The sequence below is a fragment of the Poritiphilus flavus genome (assembly GCF_009901585.1).
GTDB lineage: Bacteria > Bacteroidota > Bacteroidia > Flavobacteriales > Flavobacteriaceae > Poritiphilus > Poritiphilus flavus.
Map to the genome: position 1 here is coordinate 381,041 of NZ_WXYO01000005.1, position 18,879 is coordinate 399,919.

An 18,879-nucleotide genomic window follows, 5' to 3' on the forward strand; every position below is an offset into this window, starting at 1 on the left:
CTGTAACTTAATTATCTAAAGTACAGGATCATGCAAGTAAAGAAAAATCCAAAAGCAGACCTCAACAGGGATAGCGGGCTATTTTTCGTAATTGGACTTACGATAGTACTTTTTTTGACATGGAGGGCGTTGGAATACAAATCCTATCCTAAAGATGAAGTACTTTTAGAAATGGCTGAAGCTGTTGAAGATCTCAGCGAAGACGTTCCTAAAACGGAAATCATTCAGACGGCACCACCACCACCTCCTCCGGCTGCTCCGGAATTAATTGAAGTGGTGGAAGACACAGAGGAAATCGAAGAAACCATAATCGAAAGCACGGAGACCAGCCAGGATGCGGTTATTGAAGATGCCGTGGTCTCGGTGGATGATGTGGAGGTAGGTGAAGAAGAGGAAGAAATAATTGTTCCATTCGCCGTAATTGAAAACGTGCCTGTTTTTCCGGGCTGCGAAAGCGCAATGAACAATGCGGAAAGAAAGGCTTGTTTCCAGAGGATGATCCAGGAACATATCCGAAAAGAGTTCAAGTATCCGCCAGTAGCCCTGGAATTGGGTATTACCGGTAAGGTCTTTGTTCAATTTCACATTGACAATAAAGGTATGGTTGTCGGTATCAGAACCCGAGGCCCGGATAAGGCTTTGGAGAAAGAAGCGCACCGTATAGTGGCTTCCCTTCCGCAAATGACCCCGGGAATGCAAAGAGGTAGGGCGGTAAAGGTACCTTACAGCATACCGGTTACCTTTAAGATCCAGTAAAAACGGGCTAGTCTTCGTCTATGTAGTCAATGATCTTCTGAGGACCTTCGAGTAAGAGGCGGACGATTTGCAGCGTGCCGTCGTCCTTGGTAGCGATTTGCCATTTGATCAGCGCAATAGTTCCATTCTTGATCTCAATTCCCGTAATGCTTCTGGGATGAACACAGCTTCCATCGTTGAAGAAAGGGATCTCACCGGGTTCCGGGAATCGTGGCCTGTGAGTATGTCCTGCCACCGTTAGGAGTAGATCGTTTTTCAAGATCCATTTTTTGATGCGTTTTTCTACCTTGATCAGTTCTTTGTAGTTCTTTGCAGGGCTTGTGGGATCGGCAATTCCCCAAACCTGCAGAGGTTTCCAAAGAACACGGACCAGAAAGCGGTTGATCCTCCAGCCGTGGTAGTTCATAAAATCAGCCTGATGCCCATGGGTCAGGAAAATTTCCTGGCCGCTGTCACTGTGTTTCAGTACCAGGGCCTCATGATAGACCAGATCCTTGAGTAATTCTTTTTCCTTGGCGTCTTTGGGATCGAAAAAAGAGTAGAGGTGCTTCTTTACGTAATCAGGATTGCGGTAGACCATATCGTGATTCCCGTAGATCATGTGCAAGCGATCTTCCTCATGGAATTGCCTCATGAGTTCAAAAACGTTTTTATGGGCGAGGAATATGGGCTCAAAACTCAGGTTTTCCCATAATTCGTCCCCGTCGCCCAGCTCACAATACTGGAAGCCCTCATTGTAATAGTGCTTCAATGCGTGAAAATAGATGTTGCGGTTGTTCGCGAAATCGTCGGCGAAACTGTTGTCTCCACGATGGCAGTCACTAAAAAGAATGAACCTGGACGAATCGTCAAAAGGGATCTTTTTAGCGTTCCTATAAGCCTTGTCCAGGCGAGTGTATGAAGACATGGATCAAATTTGTATAAATATCCAAAAAAAGCGCCGAACATCGTAAACATTACTTTAACAAATAAATACGGCTTATTTTGTAATTTTATGCTCTGAACAACGACCTAGAAACACAATGGCAGCCAAAGAAAAAGAAATGCCTCTCAAACATCTCATTAGTTTTGACAAGCTACTGAGAAGTTATGATGAGATGGCCAAAAGCAAGGATGCCCTGCTTGCTTCCAAAGCAAAACACGTTTTGGAGGTACAGGCTCCCTATCCGGAACTCAGAGAAGGGTTTTCGGATGTTTCCCTTTTGGATAAACACAAGGATGTAATCAGTACCATACTTCAGGACTCTTTTGCTGAAGTGCTAAGCGAGAACGAGATAAAGGCGGCTTCCCTGCCTTATTACGATATCGTTTTTAACTCTTCAAGACGCTTTCAGAAAATTATCAAGAATGCCGGCCCTGATTTTAAGCCCTTTATCCGAAACCGTGATGAAGGAATAGATTATATCATGGCTTGTACTGTGATACTGAACTTCTACTACGGTTATAAACTGGATTTCAGCAGACCATACTTCTACGATATTCCTGATGCCAACGGCGTGATGCATCACTACCGCATTTTGTACAATGCGGATTTTATGGAATTGTTCCCTACGGACAAGGCCAAGGAACTTACTCAGGACGATGTGGATGAACTCCTGGAAAACCCGGATGACCTCAAGTTGTGGAAGGAGAAGATCCCACCGGAAAGTTTTGTTTCCAAGGGTTTTGTGATATCCAATATGTTCGATGTTACGGCGGAACAAGCTATCTCCGAGATCAAAACGGAGTTGATCGCTAATGACAAGCGAGGCAGTGATGATTTTATGCAGGACCTGCAGGAGACTTTCAGATCTTTCTTCAGGTTAAAAGACTTGCGAGTTGGCTTCGTGACCTATAATTCCAAAAGTGATCAGTTCGAGCGGGTGTACGGAAAGGGAATGGAGAGTTTTATACTGAATGATAAGGACACCATACACTGCGATGCGGCCCTTTGCGAAGGTTCGTACCGAAAAATATTGAAAGACAACGACTATTTCGCGATCAGCGATGTGGACAAATACTTTGAGATCTCAGGAGGCAGTGAACCCTATAAAGGCTTGCATGCCCAGGGTATTAAGAGCGCCATCTTTGCTCCTATTGCCGCGGAAGATGAACTTCTGGGTGTTTTGGAAGTTGTGTCTACCAAAAAAGGACAACTCAACGGGGTCAATGCCACCAAGCTGGACGACGTAATGCCTTACATCGTCTCGGCGGTGATCCGATCGAAAATTGAAGAAGAGAACCTCATAGACGCCATCATTCAGCATGAATGTACCTCTGTGCATTCCTCAGTATACTGGAAGTTCCAGGAAGAGGCGAAACGGTTCATCGTGGATGACCTGGAAGGCAGGCAGGCTTCTTTCCGCGAGATCGTATTCAAGGACGTTTATCCGCTTTACGGGCAGGTGGATATCAAGGATTCTTCACAGGCACGGAATACGGCCATACAAAGGGATCTGATGATACAGCTCTCAAGCATCAAGGATGTGCTGGACCTCGCTTTTGTAAAAGAAAAGCTGCCTATTTATGAAGAGTTGATCTTCAGGGCTGATAATTACATTGAAAGCATAAAAGAAACCCTTTATTCCAATAGCGAACAGACCATTTTTGACTTTGTTCAGACTGAGGTAAATCCGGTATTAGACCACCTCAAAAAGCTGCATCCGGACCTGGAGAAGGCTGTAAAGGAATACGAGGATACCATAGACAGCACCACCCAGTCCTATTACGATCACAGAAGGAATTATGACGAGAGCGTAATGGAAATCAACCGCGCACTGGTAGGGGTTATTGATCAGAAACAGGTGGAGGCACAGGAAATGTATCCGCATTATTTTGAGCGATTCAAAACAGACGGTGTAGAACACAATATGTACATAGGAGATTCCATTTCCGGAGAAAGGGAGTACGATCCCCTCTATCTGAGCAACCTGCGCTTATGGCAGCTACAGGTGATGTGCGAAATGGAGAACAAGTACTATAACCTCAAGCCGCAGCTTCCTGTACAATTGGATGTGGCCTCACTTGCACTGGTTTACAGTACCTCCCTATCCATTCGTTTCCGTATGGATGAGAAGCAGTTCGATGTGGACGGCACTTACAACGCCAGGTATGAGATCATCAAAAAACGTATAGACAAGTCCTACATCAAGGGAACTGATGAAAGACTTACCCAAAAAGGCAAGCTTTCTATTGTTTACTCCCAGAAGAAAGACGAACTGGAGTACCTGAGGTATATTTCCTTCCTGAAATCCAAAGGATATTTCACGAATAACGTGGAAATCGTAGAGTTGGAAGGCTTACAGGGAGTTTCCGGACTGAAAGCCATTCGGGCAGAAATACTGTATAAAAAAGGCAAAGAATCTGAAAAGACCTATACGTACCAGGATCTTATGGAGGAGTTGAAAGTCTGATCTTATAAGACTCGATCTCTAACCCCCTAGCAGCTCTCTTTCCGGGCCAAAGTATCTGAACGCGATGGCGAAGGCCACTACGGATACGATAATCCCTATGATAAAGATGGTATAGGTATACCTGAGGATCTTGTACTTACGGTTGAGCACCAGTCCCAGGAAATAGAGGTCTTTGGTCAGGGAAGAATATATGTAATCCTTGTCTTTGACCAGCTCGGTGATCGCCCACTCGTATTCGTCTAGCTTCATCTTGTGAAAATTCCCAAAAAAAAGCAGATTCACCTTTTTGTTCATTACGTCTTCCTTGGTAAACTTCCCGCTTGTGACGTTTGGCCTGGTTGCCAGCACAGCCAGTATCATGGAAACCACACTGAAAAAGATAAAGATGGCCGTAGGATAAATGAGGTATTGGTTAGACGGATTATCCAGTTTCGGGATCAGGTTGGAGATAGCAATGGATAAGATAATCGCGTTGACCGAAAGTAATATGTTGGCCTTGGTATCCGCTATGTCACTAAGGGTCAGATGATTTTTGAGGGTAACCCTGAAAAGCGTTTGTATCCCCCTATCCGGGCTTTCACTTTTGTACTTTGCTTTTAGCGCCTCTTTTTTGGCGATCTCTTTTTCAGTCTTTTTGTCCTTTAAAAGCTGTTTGAGGTTTTTTTCTTTTCCCGGGCCCCATTGTTCCTGGGCATAGGGGGTGTAAAAACGATGCTCTTTCTCAAACATCTCTATATTGGCATTCCGCCAGGCTTTTTCGCCATAGGTCTTTATGTCGAGAAGTTTCAGTTCCTCCCGAAGGTAAGCTGAGGTCTCGTGGTATGTGCTTTTACCAAGATGCGAGGCGTCTGCATCCCTGATAATTTCTTCGGCCAGGTTCTGAGGCTCATAAAATCTCTTGGTAGCCATGATCAAGTTGCAGATATCTTCCTGGGCCTCTTTCTCATATTGCTGCTCCTCGAGAAATTCCCTGGCAATTTCGCAGCTTTTCTCTTCGTGATTGGCCGAACCTCTAGTATATCCCGTATCGTGGAGCCATGTCGCCAAAAGTAAGATCTCCTGTTCTTTACTACCCAAATTGTTAGAGTTCAACAATTCTTTAGTACTTTTAACTACACGCTGGGTATGTCGTAAATTGTGATACAGGTATTTGGGATCCAGTTGATTGGAAAGAAGATCGGTGACAAATTCCTCGGTTTTTTCTAGAATCTCTGACATATACAAAGCTTATAAATCCCCAAAATACAAAATTTTGACATTGAATATGCTAAAACATTACAAGCTGGCTTTAGCGCTACTACTTGTTACCGGGTGCGCTACTTATAAAGCAAAATACCGGGACATCAACCAGGCCACGGATGTGGAATCAACCAAGGAAATCTTGCATACTTTTTACCTTATCGGAGATGCCGGACTGTCTCCGGAGGGTGGGATGAATCCAGCCCTGAAAAGTTTCAAAGACCGACTGGAAAAATCATCTGATCAAAGTACTACCATATTTCTCGGAGACAATATCTATCCTGCCGGATTTGCAGACCCAAAAGACAATCCGGAAGGCTATCGTCTGGCCAAGAACCATTTGGATGCGCAAATAAAAACAGTAGAGAATTACAAGGGTAAGATAATGTTCATTCCAGGGAATCACGACTGGTATAGCAAAGGCCTTGTAGGACTGGAAAGACAGCAAGAGTATCTTGAAAAGCAGTTGAATAGCAAGAAGGTTTTCTTTCCTGAAGACGGCTGCCCGATGAAGAAAGTAGAGATCAACGATAATATTGTGATCATTGCCATAGATACGGAATGGTATCTGACCAACTGGGACAGGCATCCTACCATGAATGACGAATGCGAGATCAGGGACCGCGAAAAGTTCTTTGAAGAACTGGAAGGGGAGATAAAAAAGAATGCGGACAAGACAACCCTGATCGCCATGCATCATCCCTTGTTTACTTATGGCCCTCATGGCGGTCAATTTTCCTTTAAAAGGCAAGTGATCCCGATTCTGGGAAGCTTTGTCAATGTGCTACGCAGAACTACCGGGGCTTCTACCACGGACCTGAGTAATAGTCGTTACAATGAGTTGAAAAAACGCATTGTTACCCTGGCCCAATATTCCGAAAAAGTAGTTTTTGTGTCCGGACATGAACACAGCCTACAGTATATAGTAGAAGAAAATACCCCTCAGATCGTCAGTGGTTCCGGGGCCAAAAAAGGAGCAACCAACCTTCTGAATGGCAGCAAGTTCTCAACGGGTAAAATGGGATATGCGACCCTGGAGGTTTATGCGGACGGATCTTCGAGGGTACGGTATTTTGGGGTTGAAGAAGACCGGGAGGAATTTCTCTTTACTACGGAGGTCCTACCACCAGACAAACAGCCGGTTGCAAGGTCTTATAAATCCTTTCCACCTGAAGTAAAAGCATCGGTATATACCAAGGAAGAAATCGTAAAGAGCAATTTCTTTAAGTCCATATGGGGTGAACGCTACCGCGACCTTTATGCAACAGAGGTCACCGCGCCAACCGTAGATCTGGATACCCTATTCGGAGGTCTTAAGGTGGTAAGAAAGGGTGGTGGGCACCAATCTAAATCATTGAGAATGGTAAACCCGGAGGGAAAACAGTACGTCATGCGCGCTCTGCGGAAAAGCGCCGAGGCTTATTTGCAGGCTATGGCCTTTAAGGATCAGTACGTCATCGGGGAATTCGAAGACACCTATACCGAAGAAATATTGCTTGATTTCTATACCGGGGCACATCCCTATGCGCCTTTTACCGTGGCTACACTGGCGGATGCTGTGGGGATCTATCACACCAACCCTAAACTGTATTATATACCTAAACAACAAGCGATTTCAGGCTATGAAGATGAGTTCGGAGACGCGCTTTATATGATAGAGGAGCGAACCACAGATGGTCATGGTGATCAGGCGAGTTTTGGTTATGCCAATAAAATGGAAAGTACGGACGACCTCCTGGTCAAACTGCGCAAGGATGAAAAATTCTCGATTGATAAACCGGCATATGTCAAAGCCCGGCTTTTTGATATCCTTCTGGGAGATTGGGACCGGCATACTGATCAATGGAGGTGGGCTGAATTTAAGGATGAGCAAAGCGGCGATGTGGTTTACCGCCCTATACCAAGGGATAGAGATCAGGTATTTTCTATCATGGGCGATGGCAAACTGATGAAACTGGCCACCGGCATTATCCCGTCACTTGGGATATTTGAAGGGTTTAACGAAGAAATAAGAAGTGTGAAGGGATTTACGTCTTCCCCAAAAACTTTTGCTTTGGATATGGCCCTGTTGCCAGAAACCGATCTTGAAATGTGGGAAGCGCAGGCGACCTATTTGCAGCAGAACCTGAATCCGCAGGTGATAGATGAGGCGCTTCAGGCATTTCCTAAAGAAGTACAGGACAAAGAGACCATGGCAAGGATAAAAAGGGTTTTACTTGCCAGAAAGGCCAACCTGGTTGAGACGGCCAGGGAGTATTACAGCATCATCAATAAGTTCTCCGTAGTGGTTGGTACTGATAAAGATGACCATTTTGAGATTACCGGATTGCCTGACGGAAAGACCAGTGTTAAGGCATACCGCATAAAAGGTGGTGAAAAAGCGGATCTGTTCTTTGATAAGACCTACGACCGGGAAATAACCAAAGAGATCTGGATCTACGGGCTGGACGATGATGACTATTTTGAAATAAAGGGAGTAAAGAATGGCATAAAAAGGATACGGGTTGTTGGAGGTCAGAACAACGACATTTACGATGTTACGGACAGCCGGGGGATCTATATCTACGACAATAAGGCCAAGAAGAATACCTTCAAGAATACTCAGGGCGCCAAAAAACGCTTGAGCAGGGATTACGAAACAAATACTTACCGGCCTATTTTAATCAAGAATAGCAACAACCAGTTTATCCCCACTATTGGAGGTAACCCGGACGACGGTTTAAATATCGGGTTTTCCAATACCTATACCTATAACGGTTTCAAACAGAATCCATTTACAAGTCAGCATACTTTTACCGCAGGATTTTATTTTGCAACCAATGGTTTTGATCTGGCTTATAGTGGAGAGTTCGCCCAGGTGCTTGGAAAGGCCAATCTGGAGCTCGCAGCTAAATTCACCAGCCCGAATTTCAGTATCAACTTTTTTGGTTTTGGAAATGATACGGAAAACTTCGATGACGACTTGGAATTCGATTTTAACCGGGTCAAGATCCGGACGCTTAGGTTCAGCCCTGCACTTGTCTGGAGGGGAGACCTGGGCTCCAAGGTCAGTATTGGAGCTTCGTATGAGACCATTGATGTGGAACAGACAGAAGGCAGGTTCATTGATGATTTCTATACACAGACCGGCCTTGACACAGAAAATAGCTTTGTTGGAGCCAACGCCGAATATAGCTATGCCAACAATGACAATAGCGGTTTTCCGACCATAGGAATGGCTACTTCTCTACAAATCGGATACAGGTCCAGTACAGAGAATAGCGGGCAGGCTTTTGGTTTTGTGATCCCGAGCTTCTCTTTGGACTATAAACTGATCCCAAGTGGCCGTTTGGTACTGGCATCCAAATGGCGGGCGCATTTTAATCTGGGAGATGATTTTGAATTCTACCAGGCAGCGAGTATCGGTGGTTTTAACGGACTGCGAGGTTTCAGGAATCAGCGTTTTACGGGAAAAAATTCTTATTACCAGAATACAGACCTCAGACTGAGCCTAAAAGAACTTAAAACCGGCATATTACCGGTTTCTATGGGTATTTATGGGGGATTTGACTACGGAAGGGTTTGGCTTGAAGATGACGATTCCGATCAATGGCATACCTCTGTCGGCGGAGGATTCTTTTTGAACGCGGCTGATATAACATCCATGAGCCTTGCGCTCTTTAACAGTGATGATGGCTTGCGTTTTACCTTCGGGATAGGTTTTGGTTTCTAAGGTTTCGGGATCTTGAATTTGTAGAGGTTCTGTCCTGTGCCATGGCTTCGCTCGTCTGAAAGAAGCAGGGTGGAATCGTTGAGGAAGCAGACAGCCTCAAGCTGGGTGTTCGTCTGCAAGTCTATACTTTGCAGTCTTCCTTTGGAGAAATCGTCCAGTTCAAATTCCGTAAAGATCCAAAGTCTTCCATAACCCAGAAGGGCAATTTTAGAGCCGTCTTCAGAAATGTCTGCCGCGGTAACCACACAACGGTTCATATCTTCGCAGGCCTTGAATTTTCCCACCAGTTCCGCCTTGTACTTCCCTTTCTTTGCGGGCACCTTATAGATCAGGGCTTCCGCGTTAAAAGGTCTTGTACGGTTTTTAGTGATGATATAAAGGTGATCCTGGGCATAAAAAAAAGCTTCAGTATCATATAATCGCTTAGATTTCTTCGGAGGGAATTTCTTTTGTTCCGGATAGTTGAATTCTATGCGTTCGGCCCTGAACTTTTCATCTTCCGGATCCAAAGGTCCTTTGATCTTATAAATACGGAGGTTCTTACGTTCGTTTGCATTGTTTCCGAAGTCGCCAATATACAGGTTTCCATCTGCATCTTTGGCGAGGTCTTCCCAATCGTGGTTCTTGGCATCTGTGATCTTGTGATCACTTAGCATCTTCCCTTTAAGATTTACTCTGTAAAGCTTGTCTTTGTTCCCGTTGTCTTCAATCATCCAGACCTCGGAATTATTGTGAAGTACCATGCCCGAATTTTCGTCCAGTTCGGACGGCAAATCACTAATTATGGTCAGTTGGCCGTAATTGGAGCAACTTACCGCAAAGACTAAGATCGACAAATTATAAAGCCTCTTCATCAGACGTACTTAATGGCATATAGACCTCGGCTTCCCAGCGCAGGGCATCTCCGCCCATATTCGGATTGTTCTTAAAGACTTCCAGGGGTAGGCCCGTAACTTTCTGATTCTCGTTTTCGGCATGATTGAGCAAGGCGTACCAGGCACGATCCGAGGTTATATAGTTCCCATTGTATATGGCTTTCAGGGATTTTTTCCCTTCTACCGTCCTGTAAAAAAGCTCCGGATGTTCCGGAAGACTGTCAGACCGGACTACCGGGAAACAAAAGTTAAACGCGATACTGTCCTTCTGCCTGTCCCAGGATGTGATCTCCAAAATAGGGCTTCCGTTGAGCTTTATCTCATTCTGGGCCAGAAGTGTGTTGAGTAGCGGAAAGTCCTTCATCATACCCAGCGCCTTACCTTTCGCAGAGGTTTCGCGTTTTGTACAGGCACAAAAGGTTTCCGGGCTCATTTCCGGTTCCACGATCTTAACACGTATTTCTCGCAGGTGCTGTTTAAGCAACTCGTTAAACCTTGTCAGTGTTTTGCGGCTTCGCTTCTCAAAATCCGTATCCGAAAACGGAATTCGCAATCGGTTGGCGAGTCCGTTTTCAGGGTCTTCAATATTCACTTTTATCCTGGAAAGCGAGTCGTTTTCAGGTGTGATCTGCCAATGGTATATATGAACCGAATCCCCAAACTGAAGTTGTTGCGTAATATTCAACAACTGGTCCTGGGCAACTATTTCTGACTGCTTTTGCTCTGAACTCCAGGACTTAATGCTCTGGTTAACAATTCCCGGATAGGTATTTGCTCTGAAAGTTACCTGATAATCAAAGGGTTTGAGAAAAAGATACCAGATCAGACCGCAAAGCAACAGAATCCCCAGCAGAACCCAGATTTTCTTCATAGTACTAATTTGAGGCCAGCTCCGGATCTTTTACCATTTTTAGATTTTCCAGGAGGAATCTGCCCAGGGCTCTGCCTTGATTTACCCCTATTTCCACAGCTGTCCGGTAGTGGATACCACCATACATTCTGCTGATAGCTGCCTCGTCCGCCGCCTCATTAAAAGAGTTAAAACTTCGTATGGGCAGGCCGTATGCCACTTCCGTGTCATCGTCAAAGGCAAAATTATCCCCAAAAATATCGGTCAGGGCTATTGCCGCTGCCCCGGATACCACGCTATGCCCACTGGTATACTCAGGGAAAGGCGGGGTTTGCAGTACAGGTTTCCAACTGTCGTCAATATGCTCATTGATCAGTGTCTCCGGACGGATAAGGTTACTCCGGTATTTCTCATCCCAGCAGCTGATAAATGCATCGGCGATCGCCATGGAGGTTTTGGTGTAGGCATAAACGGTCTTATCAAAATCACTGTCAGTCTTCCTGCTTGCAATTTTTACAATACCTATCCAATGTGCTCCGGGTGTGATCTTTTTGGTGGCGAACATAAGGTGCCCCCTGGTAACCGAAACGTAAGGGTTGCAATCCCAGAATTGGGCTATTTGAATTTCTTCGGATTCGTCCCCTTTGGCTGTGATCTCGTTACTAATATCGTATACTTCTTTTACCTCATTGTAAAAGTCAGAACCTTCTTCCATGGAAAACGGAGGAGGAGGGGTGGGCTTAAATTGCCCTGCGGAATCTATGACAAAAGGCCGGATCTTATTCCAGTGCGGCTCTATGCCATCCATATAAGCCGGAGGAGTAGGCTGCCACCTGGAAGGATCGTCCGTGTTTACCGTAAACTTTGGCATGGTTCGGGTCTGATTGTAATTATCCCCGTTCATCCATTCCGCGATATGATCTGCCACTTGCAAGCCATATGCCTTTGAGGCCTCAAATTCAGCTTCGTTCTGTGACTGCCATTTGGTGTATAAGCTGTCCCTGAAAGTGGCCATTTTTTGTTCTGAGAAAATCAACCTCCTGCTAAGGTCCATATGTGCGATAAGCGCTGCCAGTTGATAGTTTACCGGCTTGTCTGCCTGAGGTTCCGGAAGGGATTGTAGTTCCCGTACCTGGCCAGAAAGCGTAAGGTAGTCGTCATTTTGTTTTGCAATGATCTCGAAAGCGGCAATATTAGGGTATGCAAATATTCTGCTGGCTACAGGCGGAGAGAATATATCGTGGATCATGATCTCGGTTACCTTATCAACCGATTTATGGAATTCTTCAGGTGAAACAACAATAGGTTCCGTGTTTTTTGCGCATCCAAATATGAGCGCTGCCAAAACAAAGACACTCAATTTCTTCATCATTTTTCATTTTTGTTTATCAGTTCGTATACCTGGGCTTTTTGGTTGTTAAAGGTTGCTAAAAGATAGGGCCGGTTGTTTAGAGTAATAATATCCAGGCTTCTTGCGGATTTTTCAATAATATCCAAACCTAATTTATCACCCAAAACTACGTCATTTTTGCTTTTTATCATAGCACCGGCAAAGGAGCCGAATCTGCCGTGATAAGGCTTAACTCCAAAATAATTGCCAGCCGCCAACAACTCTTCTTTTCCATCCTGGTCAAAGTCGAACCGCAATAGGGCCATTATAGGTGCTACCTGCAGATCCAGGTCAAAAGGCACAAAGGAAAAACGACCATCCTTATTTTCAAGATACCCCGATCTCAATTCGGTTGTCTTTAAAACAGTCGCTTTTTTGAGGTATTCCTTGCCAAGCACTTCTTCTACGGATCGGCCGGCAAAATCAGAATAGTTCGGAAACTTCTTGCGCAGCGACTCCAACTGCGCAGACAGCCCCTGTAATCCCTCTATGGGGTAGTAGGTTCCGTGCTTGGACTGCGCTACTATGGTTTCCGTGGTATTATTATCGTCAAAATCTCCATAGTACATTCTTAAGGGGAATTTCTCCGAAGCTTTGAATTTTGAGTTCATCCCCCAATTGCCCAGAACAAAATCCAGGTCATTGTCCCCGTCAATATCAAAGGCTTCCACGCTTTGCCATAGACCTTCCAGGTTTTTTTCCAGCAACTGTACCTCCGTTAACTTTCCTCCCTTGTTTTGGTAAAACCTGGGTTGCATCCATTCCCCCACCACAATGAGGTCTTTTTTGCCGTCGTTGTCAAAATCTTCCCATATGGCATCTGTTACCATACCGGCCTTTTGAACTTCTTCACTGTCAGAAAGTACCAGACTTCCTTCCTTATTTTCGAGTAGGTAGGAGTTCGGTGTTTTCCCAAAATCGTTGGTTATGAAATGATTGCCCACAAAGAGGTCCACATCGCCGTCCTCGTCAAAATCACAAGGGGCGACAACACTGGCGTTTTCAAAGTAATCCGGCAAGTCAGCCGCGGCAAATTCCCCGTTTTCCTGAAGGTAGTAACTATCGCGTAACGGTTCCATTTTATTGTAAAAATCTGCTCCTCCTGAACCCAAAAAGAGGTCGGAGATGCCATCCCCGTTGAGATCTTCGATCACGGCTGTAACTTCTTCCTTTACAGAATCCAAAGCAATTTCCGGAATGCGCTTTTCCACATACGCAGTATCCGTTTGAAAAAATACCCTGGATGGGAAGAATTTGGATCCACCAAAAAACACATCCTCCCTGCCATCGTTATTCAGATCCCCAACAGCAGTAGAGGGACCACGGTCTGAACCCTGATAAGGGATCAGTTTTTGCCGGTTAAAATCAAAGTAATTGTCCTCTATATGCTCGAAGTCTATCCCGAGGTTATTATCTGCCAGCCTGAAGATCTTTGAGGTTCCAGGCTGCAGGCCGGGATAGGAAAATGGCCTTGTATTTTCTGGACTGATTACCAGGTCCTGGTTCACCGCAATGTCTTTGAGTACCTGGCAGGTCTTATCCGGCCATACGATCTTTAGCGAATCAACCTGCTCCAGATCGCCATAGCCAAAATGAAGCATGGGCTCCGAGGAGGCCTGGAAACCCCGTACCGGGTATAACTCCTTGTACTGCAGGGTTCCGCCGGAATACGAAAAGACTTTGGTGCCAATCCCCAAGGCATTGGCAGGCCTGTATTTAAAGCGGATCTTTAAATAATTGGCCTTATCATCGGTCTGATTGATATAAAGCGAAGCCGGACTGTTTATATTGTTTACCACCAGGTCCAGATCTCCGTCCATATCCAGGTCCGCGTAGGCAGTGGCACCGGAGATAAGAGTGTCTTTTTGGGTCCAGGTACCGGATCGGTCTTCAAAGGTGTTGTTTTGCCTTCCCTGGAAAATATAGTTGTGTACTTTACCTGAAGGCATCATATCCAGAGCCTGTTGGTCCATCAACTTGGTATTACTGATCTTCTTCTGTATCTGCTCACTGGAAACAAAATTGATAAAATCCAGGTCGTTCGGCCGTTTTTCAATCCCGTTAGAAACGAATATGTCCTGTTCCCCATCCTGGTTGTAATCCCCGAACAAAGCGCTCCAACTCCAGTCGGTTGCCGCGACTCCGCTCAATAGTGCTACTTCACTGAAAGCGTTCTCACCCCTGTTTAGGTGGAGCATATTTCGGGTGAACTGGTAGTGGTACCCATAGTTCTCGGTCCTCAACTTATGTGTCTGTATATCGTCATCTCCCTGGGATGATTTGAGGACCTTTTCATCTTCGGGAAGCATGTCCAGGGTAATAATGTCAGGCAGGCCGTCGTGGTTGATATCCGCTATATCATTACCCATGGAGAATCTGGTAGTATAACCAAAATAGTCCTTCAGGGATTCCTTAAAGGTACCGTCCCCATTGTTGAGGTAGTAATAATCGTCTTCGTGAAAGTCATTTCCAACATAAATGTCCGGATAGCCATCCTGATTGAAATCCGCTACGCCTACTCCTAGCCCGTAGCCGTTTGGTCCGCCAAAGATCCCGGCCTCCTCACTAACATCAGTAAATGTGTCCCCGTCATTGCGTAATAATTTGTCACCAGTCTGAAAGTTTCTCTGGAAACGGAGATCTGCCTTTCCGTAAGATTCCTGGGTATGTACCGCGTGATTCAGTAAATATAAGTCCAGGTCCCCGTCCAGGTCGTAGTCTAGAAAAGCCGCTGAGGAGCTGTAGGTGTCAAAATCTAAACCGAATTGGGCGGCACTTTCTTTAAAGGTATTATCCCCATGGTTGATGTATAACTCGTTATATCCGTCAAAGCCGTTAATGCCGACCACTGCGCATACATAGATATCGAGCAGTCCATCGCCATTAACATCGCCCATGACCGCTCCGGTATTCCAGCTGCTGTTCCCGGCAACTCCGGCCGTAGCCGTAATATCTTCAAATACAAGACCTCCCTTATTGATATATAGCTTGTTCTTAACCTGGTTCCCGGAAAAGAAGATGTCCGGCAACCCGTCATTGTTAATGTCGCCTACTGCCACACCTCCGCCGTTGTAGAAATAGAGGTAATCCAGAAAATTGAGGTCGTCTGTTTCCTGTACCGTATTCGTAAAGCTGATCCCGCTTTCATCAGCGGCAGGATTTATGAACAGATCCCCGCCTTGCTTACCTGAGCACGCAAGGATAAGCAACAAAACCATCAGGCTCAAAAAACATCTAATCATCAACAGCAAATACCTTTGGTTTGTTATCGTTTATAGCGGCAATAAAATAGCTTTTGCCATTGCTATCCCGGAATTGTTTCAGGTGCTTAATTTCGTCCCTGACGAAAAAACCGCTTTTGTTGTAGTCCTGCCATTTAAATCCGAGCTTTCCATCTCCCAATAGCACATTGCCATAGCTGCCGTCTAAGCGGGAGTACTGTGGTTTGAATTCAAAGTTATTTCCACCCATTATGAGGTCCAGGTTGCCATCATTATTGATATCGGCACAGCTAATTCCACATACACAGGAGAGCTGTACCCTGGTGGGGAGGGATTGTATGCTGAATTGTCCGTTGCCTTCGTTAATGGCTATTACGGATTCGGAGTATTCAGATCTTTTTTCGATGGAATTCTCAATGACTTCCGCGGGAAACAATTCGTTTATCGTTTTGGTGGAGTACTCCGAGGCCTTTAAATTCTGTTTATTTAGGGAAACGATCTGCTTGATCAGTTCCTTTTTCTGATGAATAGGGTAATCCTTACCGTTGGCGTGCTGGGTCACAATTTGCTCAATGGTTCCGTTATTGTCAAAGTCGTTGACCCACATTTTCATCGGACCGCCTTCGTAAGGTCTGTAATGCAAGTTAAGACCATGGTTACCCAGGATCAGGTCGTTGTCCCCGTCCTGGTCAAGGTCGGCAGCTTCCACGGTATTCCACCATCCATGCAGGCTATCCAAAGGAGTTTCCAAGGCGCTTAGTCTTCTACCTGTGTTGCGGTAGATCCGCGGAGTACCCCAGTCCGAAACGGTAACAAGGTCCTTTTTTCCGTCTCCATCCATATCACTCCAAATAGCCGCGGTTACCATTCCGGCGTCCTTCAAGTCGTAAGCCAGTCTTTCTGTGGCATTTTTAAAAGTCCCGTCTCCCTGATTTTCAAGGAACAGTTGTTCCGGACTTACCCCGTAGGTACTTACGACACTTCTGGATCCGATAAATATATCCACGTCGCCGTCCCCATCAAAATCATGGGGGGCTACCACCGAAATATTATTGAAAACAGAAGGAAGGTTCTCTCCGGACCGGCTAAAAGCGCCTTTGCCATCATTGAGGTAAAGCCTTGCCCGGTAGCTTCTTTCCTCCCCGGCCTGGTTGCCGCCTGATCCGATGATAAGGTCGAGGTCCTGATCCCCGTCTACATCCAAAAATGCCGCGGCGGTATCCTCGTATAGGGCATCGGTTTCCAGGGCTTTCTGTTGCCTGGGTTGAAGCTTTCCTTTGCCGGAATGCAGGTAAAGAGTACCAGGAACACCCCTGGCGCCTCCAAGGAATACATCTTCATTTCCATCGCCGTTTACATCTCCTATGGCCAAGGCCGGGCCTTCCTGAGAGAGCTGCTGGTAAATAAGACCCTCGTAGTCAAAATCATTATATGGGTTCTCCTTATGGGCTATGAGCTTCTCATTGGTAAGTTCCCTGATCAGGGCCTTTGGTTTTGACTGTGGCAAAGAGTTTATTTTTTCAATAGAGTCATCCTGTTTTAGCACCAATTCGCGGTTTGCTTCAAGATCCGCCAGCAGTTGGGTAGAATTATCCGGCCAGATCACCCTTATAGAATCTACTTTTTGTGCCTTCCCTAAACCTATGGTCAGAACGGGCTCCATGGAAGACTGGAAGCCGCGTGAGGGAATTAACTCCTGAAAGACTACCTGGTCATCATAATAAAGCCAGATACTCGCCCCGGTAGCAAAGCGGTTTTTCTCATCCCCTTCAATTTTTAGTTTGAGATAAGAGTTGTCCGTTAGCTTATCCGTTTGGTTCTCATATAAAAACGCCTCCATATTGACATTGTTCACCACCAGATCCAGGTCGCCGTCGTTATCCAGGTCCCCATAAGCCGCACCATTTGAAAGGCTGGGTATTTCAAAGCCCCATTCTTTGTTGGCATTCTTAAAGGTAAGATCCCCGTTGTTTTTATAGGCGTAATTGGGCTGGGGTTTGATTGGCATTTTGTTGAGAATGGAGTCAATAGATTCCTTTCTACCGGTCAAGGCCATTTTCTGAATGATCTCATTCGCGAAAAAATCGATAAAATCCAGGTCAGTCAGATCGTGATTTACCCCATTGGTAACGTAGATATCGCGCAAGCCGTCATTGTCCATATCGAACATTAGCCCTGCCCAGCTCCAGTCCGTAGCGTCTACTCCGCTGAAGTAAGCGATCTCAGAGAATGTGCCATTTCCATTGTTGAGCTGTAAAGTGTTTTGGATATACTGCTGATAGAAATCCTTGCTTTGCTTTAGCTTAAAGACGTTGTAGCCTTCAAACTCCATCACAGACTTTACCCGCTCGTCCGGTTCGGGCAGCATATCAGTAATGAAGATCTCTGAATTTCCGTCGTTATTGATATCTGCGATGTCAATACCCATGGCGGAAAGGGAGAGGTGAGATGTCCAGTTTTTGATGTCTTCCTTAAAAGTTCCATCACCCATATTGATATACAGATAATCCCTTTCGTAGAAGTCGTTGGACACATAGATATCAGGGAGCAGGTCTTTGTTGATATCCGTGATCATGACCCCCAGGCCAAAGCCGATGAGGCTGCCGTAGATCCCCGCTTCTTCGCTGACATCTGTAAATTTGCCGTCGTCATTCCGCAGTAACATATCTCCCACACCCCGAAAGATAGCCGGGACTTTTTCCCAATCCTGAGCCCTTACTTCCCTTTGCTCCGCATATCCCAGACTTCGTACGGGAATATTGCTGTTGTTCAGTATGTAGGCATCAAGATCCCCGTCCTTATCATAATCAAAGAAAGAGGCATGGGTAGAAAATCCGGTTTTAGCCAGATTATAGGATTCCGCGCTTTCGGTAAAGGTCAGGTCACCATTGTTGATATAAAGATCGTTGTCGTGATTATTGCCTTCCATATTCCCGGCATTGCTCACATAGATATCCAGCAGTCCATCGGCATTGATATCCACCATATTTACACCGGTCGACCAGGGTTTATGTCCGGATACCCCAGCGGATTCCGAGATATCCTCAAAGGTCAGGTCTCCTTTATTGAGGTATAATTTGTTCGGCTCCATATTTCCGGTGAGGTAGATATCCGCCAGACCGTCGTTGTTTATGTCACCAATAGCAACTCCACCTCCGTTGTAGAAGTTCCGATACCTGAAAATATTAAAGTCTTTTTGATTTTCGACCCTATTGACAAATGTAATGCCGGTACTTTCCGAAGGGAGCAACTTGAAGAGGGTGTTTTCCGCGGCTGTTTCCTCAACAGCTTCCGTTTTATCAGTTTCACAGGAGACAACCAAAAAGGACAAAAAAAGAACAAATAGGCTGTCTTTAAGGAATTGTGTTCGTATTCGCATGCTTCTTTCTCTCTATTTCACAAACTTTAGGCAGCTTAACCTCGGGATGCCGGGAGCTGCAATAT

10 protein-coding genes are annotated in these 18,879 nt (G+C 45.5%); 3 read left to right on the forward strand and 7 right to left on the reverse strand.

Annotated features, from left to right (window positions below; translation table 11 throughout):
* The first annotated feature begins 30 nt into the window (after positions 1–30).
* On the forward strand, positions 31–756 hold the full coding sequence (locus tag GTQ38_RS12005; RefSeq protein ID WP_161435762.1) for an energy transducer TonB: 726 nt from the start codon (positions 31–33) through the stop codon (positions 754–756).
* Between the two features lie 7 nt (positions 757–763).
* On the opposite strand, the gene GTQ38_RS12010 is transcribed toward GTQ38_RS12005, so the two are convergent.
* Positions 764–1,663, reverse strand: coding sequence for a metallophosphoesterase family protein (locus GTQ38_RS12010; protein ID WP_161435763.1), 900 nt, complete (start codon positions 1,661–1,663; stop codon positions 764–766).
* 136 nt (positions 1,664–1,799) lie between these two features.
* Here GTQ38_RS12010 and GTQ38_RS12015 point away from each other — a divergent pair, with 136 nt between their 5' ends.
* Positions 1,800–4,148: a GAF domain-containing protein gene (locus GTQ38_RS12015; RefSeq protein WP_238857910.1), complete on the forward strand. Its 2,349-nt coding sequence runs from the start codon at positions 1,800–1,802 to the stop codon at positions 4,146–4,148.
* A gap of 18 nt (positions 4,149–4,166) precedes the next feature.
* Here the strand turns inward: GTQ38_RS12015 and GTQ38_RS12020 are convergent, their stop codons facing one another.
* Positions 4,167–5,366, reverse strand: a complete 1,200-nt coding sequence (locus GTQ38_RS12020; RefSeq protein WP_161435765.1) for a Pycsar system effector family protein — start codon at positions 5,364–5,366, stop codon at positions 4,167–4,169.
* A 46-nt stretch (positions 5,367–5,412) separates the two neighbouring features.
* On the opposite strand from GTQ38_RS12020, the gene GTQ38_RS12025 reads away from it, so the two are divergent.
* Complete coding sequence (locus GTQ38_RS12025; RefSeq protein WP_161435766.1) at positions 5,413–9,099, forward strand: metallophosphoesterase; 3,687 nt, start codon at positions 5,413–5,415, stop codon at positions 9,097–9,099.
* Here GTQ38_RS12025 and GTQ38_RS12030 read toward each other — a convergent pair.
* Genes GTQ38_RS12030 through GTQ38_RS12050 form a run of 5 tightly spaced genes read right to left on the reverse strand, consistent with a single transcriptional unit; the run spans position 9,096 to position 18,814 of the window.
* Positions 9,096–9,953, reverse strand: a complete 858-nt coding sequence (locus GTQ38_RS12030; RefSeq protein ID WP_161435767.1) for an NHL repeat-containing protein — start codon at positions 9,951–9,953, stop codon at positions 9,096–9,098. The genes GTQ38_RS12025 and GTQ38_RS12030 overlap by 4 nt on opposite strands.
* Positions 9,937–10,845: an AraC family transcriptional regulator gene (locus GTQ38_RS12035; protein WP_161435768.1), complete on the reverse strand. Its 909-nt coding sequence runs from the start codon at positions 10,843–10,845 to the stop codon at positions 9,937–9,939. Before GTQ38_RS12035 ends, GTQ38_RS12030 begins: the two co-directional genes overlap by 17 nt.
* A 4-nt stretch (positions 10,846–10,849) precedes the next feature.
* On the reverse strand, positions 10,850–12,196 hold the full coding sequence (locus tag GTQ38_RS12040) for a vanadium-dependent haloperoxidase (protein WP_394350966.1): 1,347 nt from the start codon (positions 12,194–12,196) through the stop codon (positions 10,850–10,852).
* A complete protein-coding gene (locus GTQ38_RS12045; protein WP_161435769.1) occupies positions 12,193–15,456 on the reverse strand; it encodes a VCBS repeat-containing protein in 3,264 nt (1,087 codons plus the stop codon). Before GTQ38_RS12045 ends, GTQ38_RS12040 begins: the two co-directional genes overlap by 4 nt.
* Entirely contained in the window at positions 15,449–18,814 is a 3,366-nt protein-coding gene (locus tag GTQ38_RS12050) for a VCBS repeat-containing protein (protein WP_161435770.1), read from the reverse strand. The genes GTQ38_RS12045 and GTQ38_RS12050 overlap by 8 nt, the downstream gene beginning before the upstream one ends.
* Between the last annotated feature and the right edge of the window lie 65 nt (positions 18,815–18,879).

Bases quoted from the DNA above. Each gene is read 5' to 3' on its own strand.
- GTQ38_RS12015 (WP_238857910.1), top strand. From the start codon at position 1,800: ATGCCTCTCAAACATCTCATTAGTTTTGACAAGCTACTGAGAAGTTAT.
- GTQ38_RS12035 (WP_161435768.1), bottom strand. From the start codon at position 10,845: ATGAAGAAAATCTGGGTTCTGCTGGGGATTCTGTTGCTTTGCGGTCTG.
- GTQ38_RS12025 (WP_161435766.1), top strand. From the start codon at position 5,413: ATGCTAAAACATTACAAGCTGGCTTTAGCGCTACTACTTGTTACCGGG.
- GTQ38_RS12005 (WP_161435762.1), top strand. From the start codon at position 31: ATGCAAGTAAAGAAAAATCCAAAAGCAGACCTCAACAGGGATAGCGGG.
- GTQ38_RS12050 (WP_161435770.1), bottom strand. From the start codon at position 18,814: ATGCGAATACGAACACAATTCCTTAAAGACAGCCTATTTGTTCTTTTT.
- GTQ38_RS12045 (WP_161435769.1), bottom strand. From the start codon at position 15,456: ATGATTAGATGTTTTTTGAGCCTGATGGTTTTGTTGCTTATCCTTGCG.
- GTQ38_RS12010 (WP_161435763.1), bottom strand. From the start codon at position 1,663: ATGTCTTCATACACTCGCCTGGACAAGGCTTATAGGAACGCTAAAAAG.
- GTQ38_RS12020 (WP_161435765.1), bottom strand. From the start codon at position 5,366: ATGTCAGAGATTCTAGAAAAAACCGAGGAATTTGTCACCGATCTTCTT.
- GTQ38_RS12030 (WP_161435767.1), bottom strand. From the start codon at position 9,953: ATGAAGAGGCTTTATAATTTGTCGATCTTAGTCTTTGCGGTAAGTTGC.
- GTQ38_RS12040 (WP_394350966.1), bottom strand. From the start codon at position 12,196: ATGATGAAGAAATTGAGTGTCTTTGTTTTGGCAGCGCTCATATTTGGA.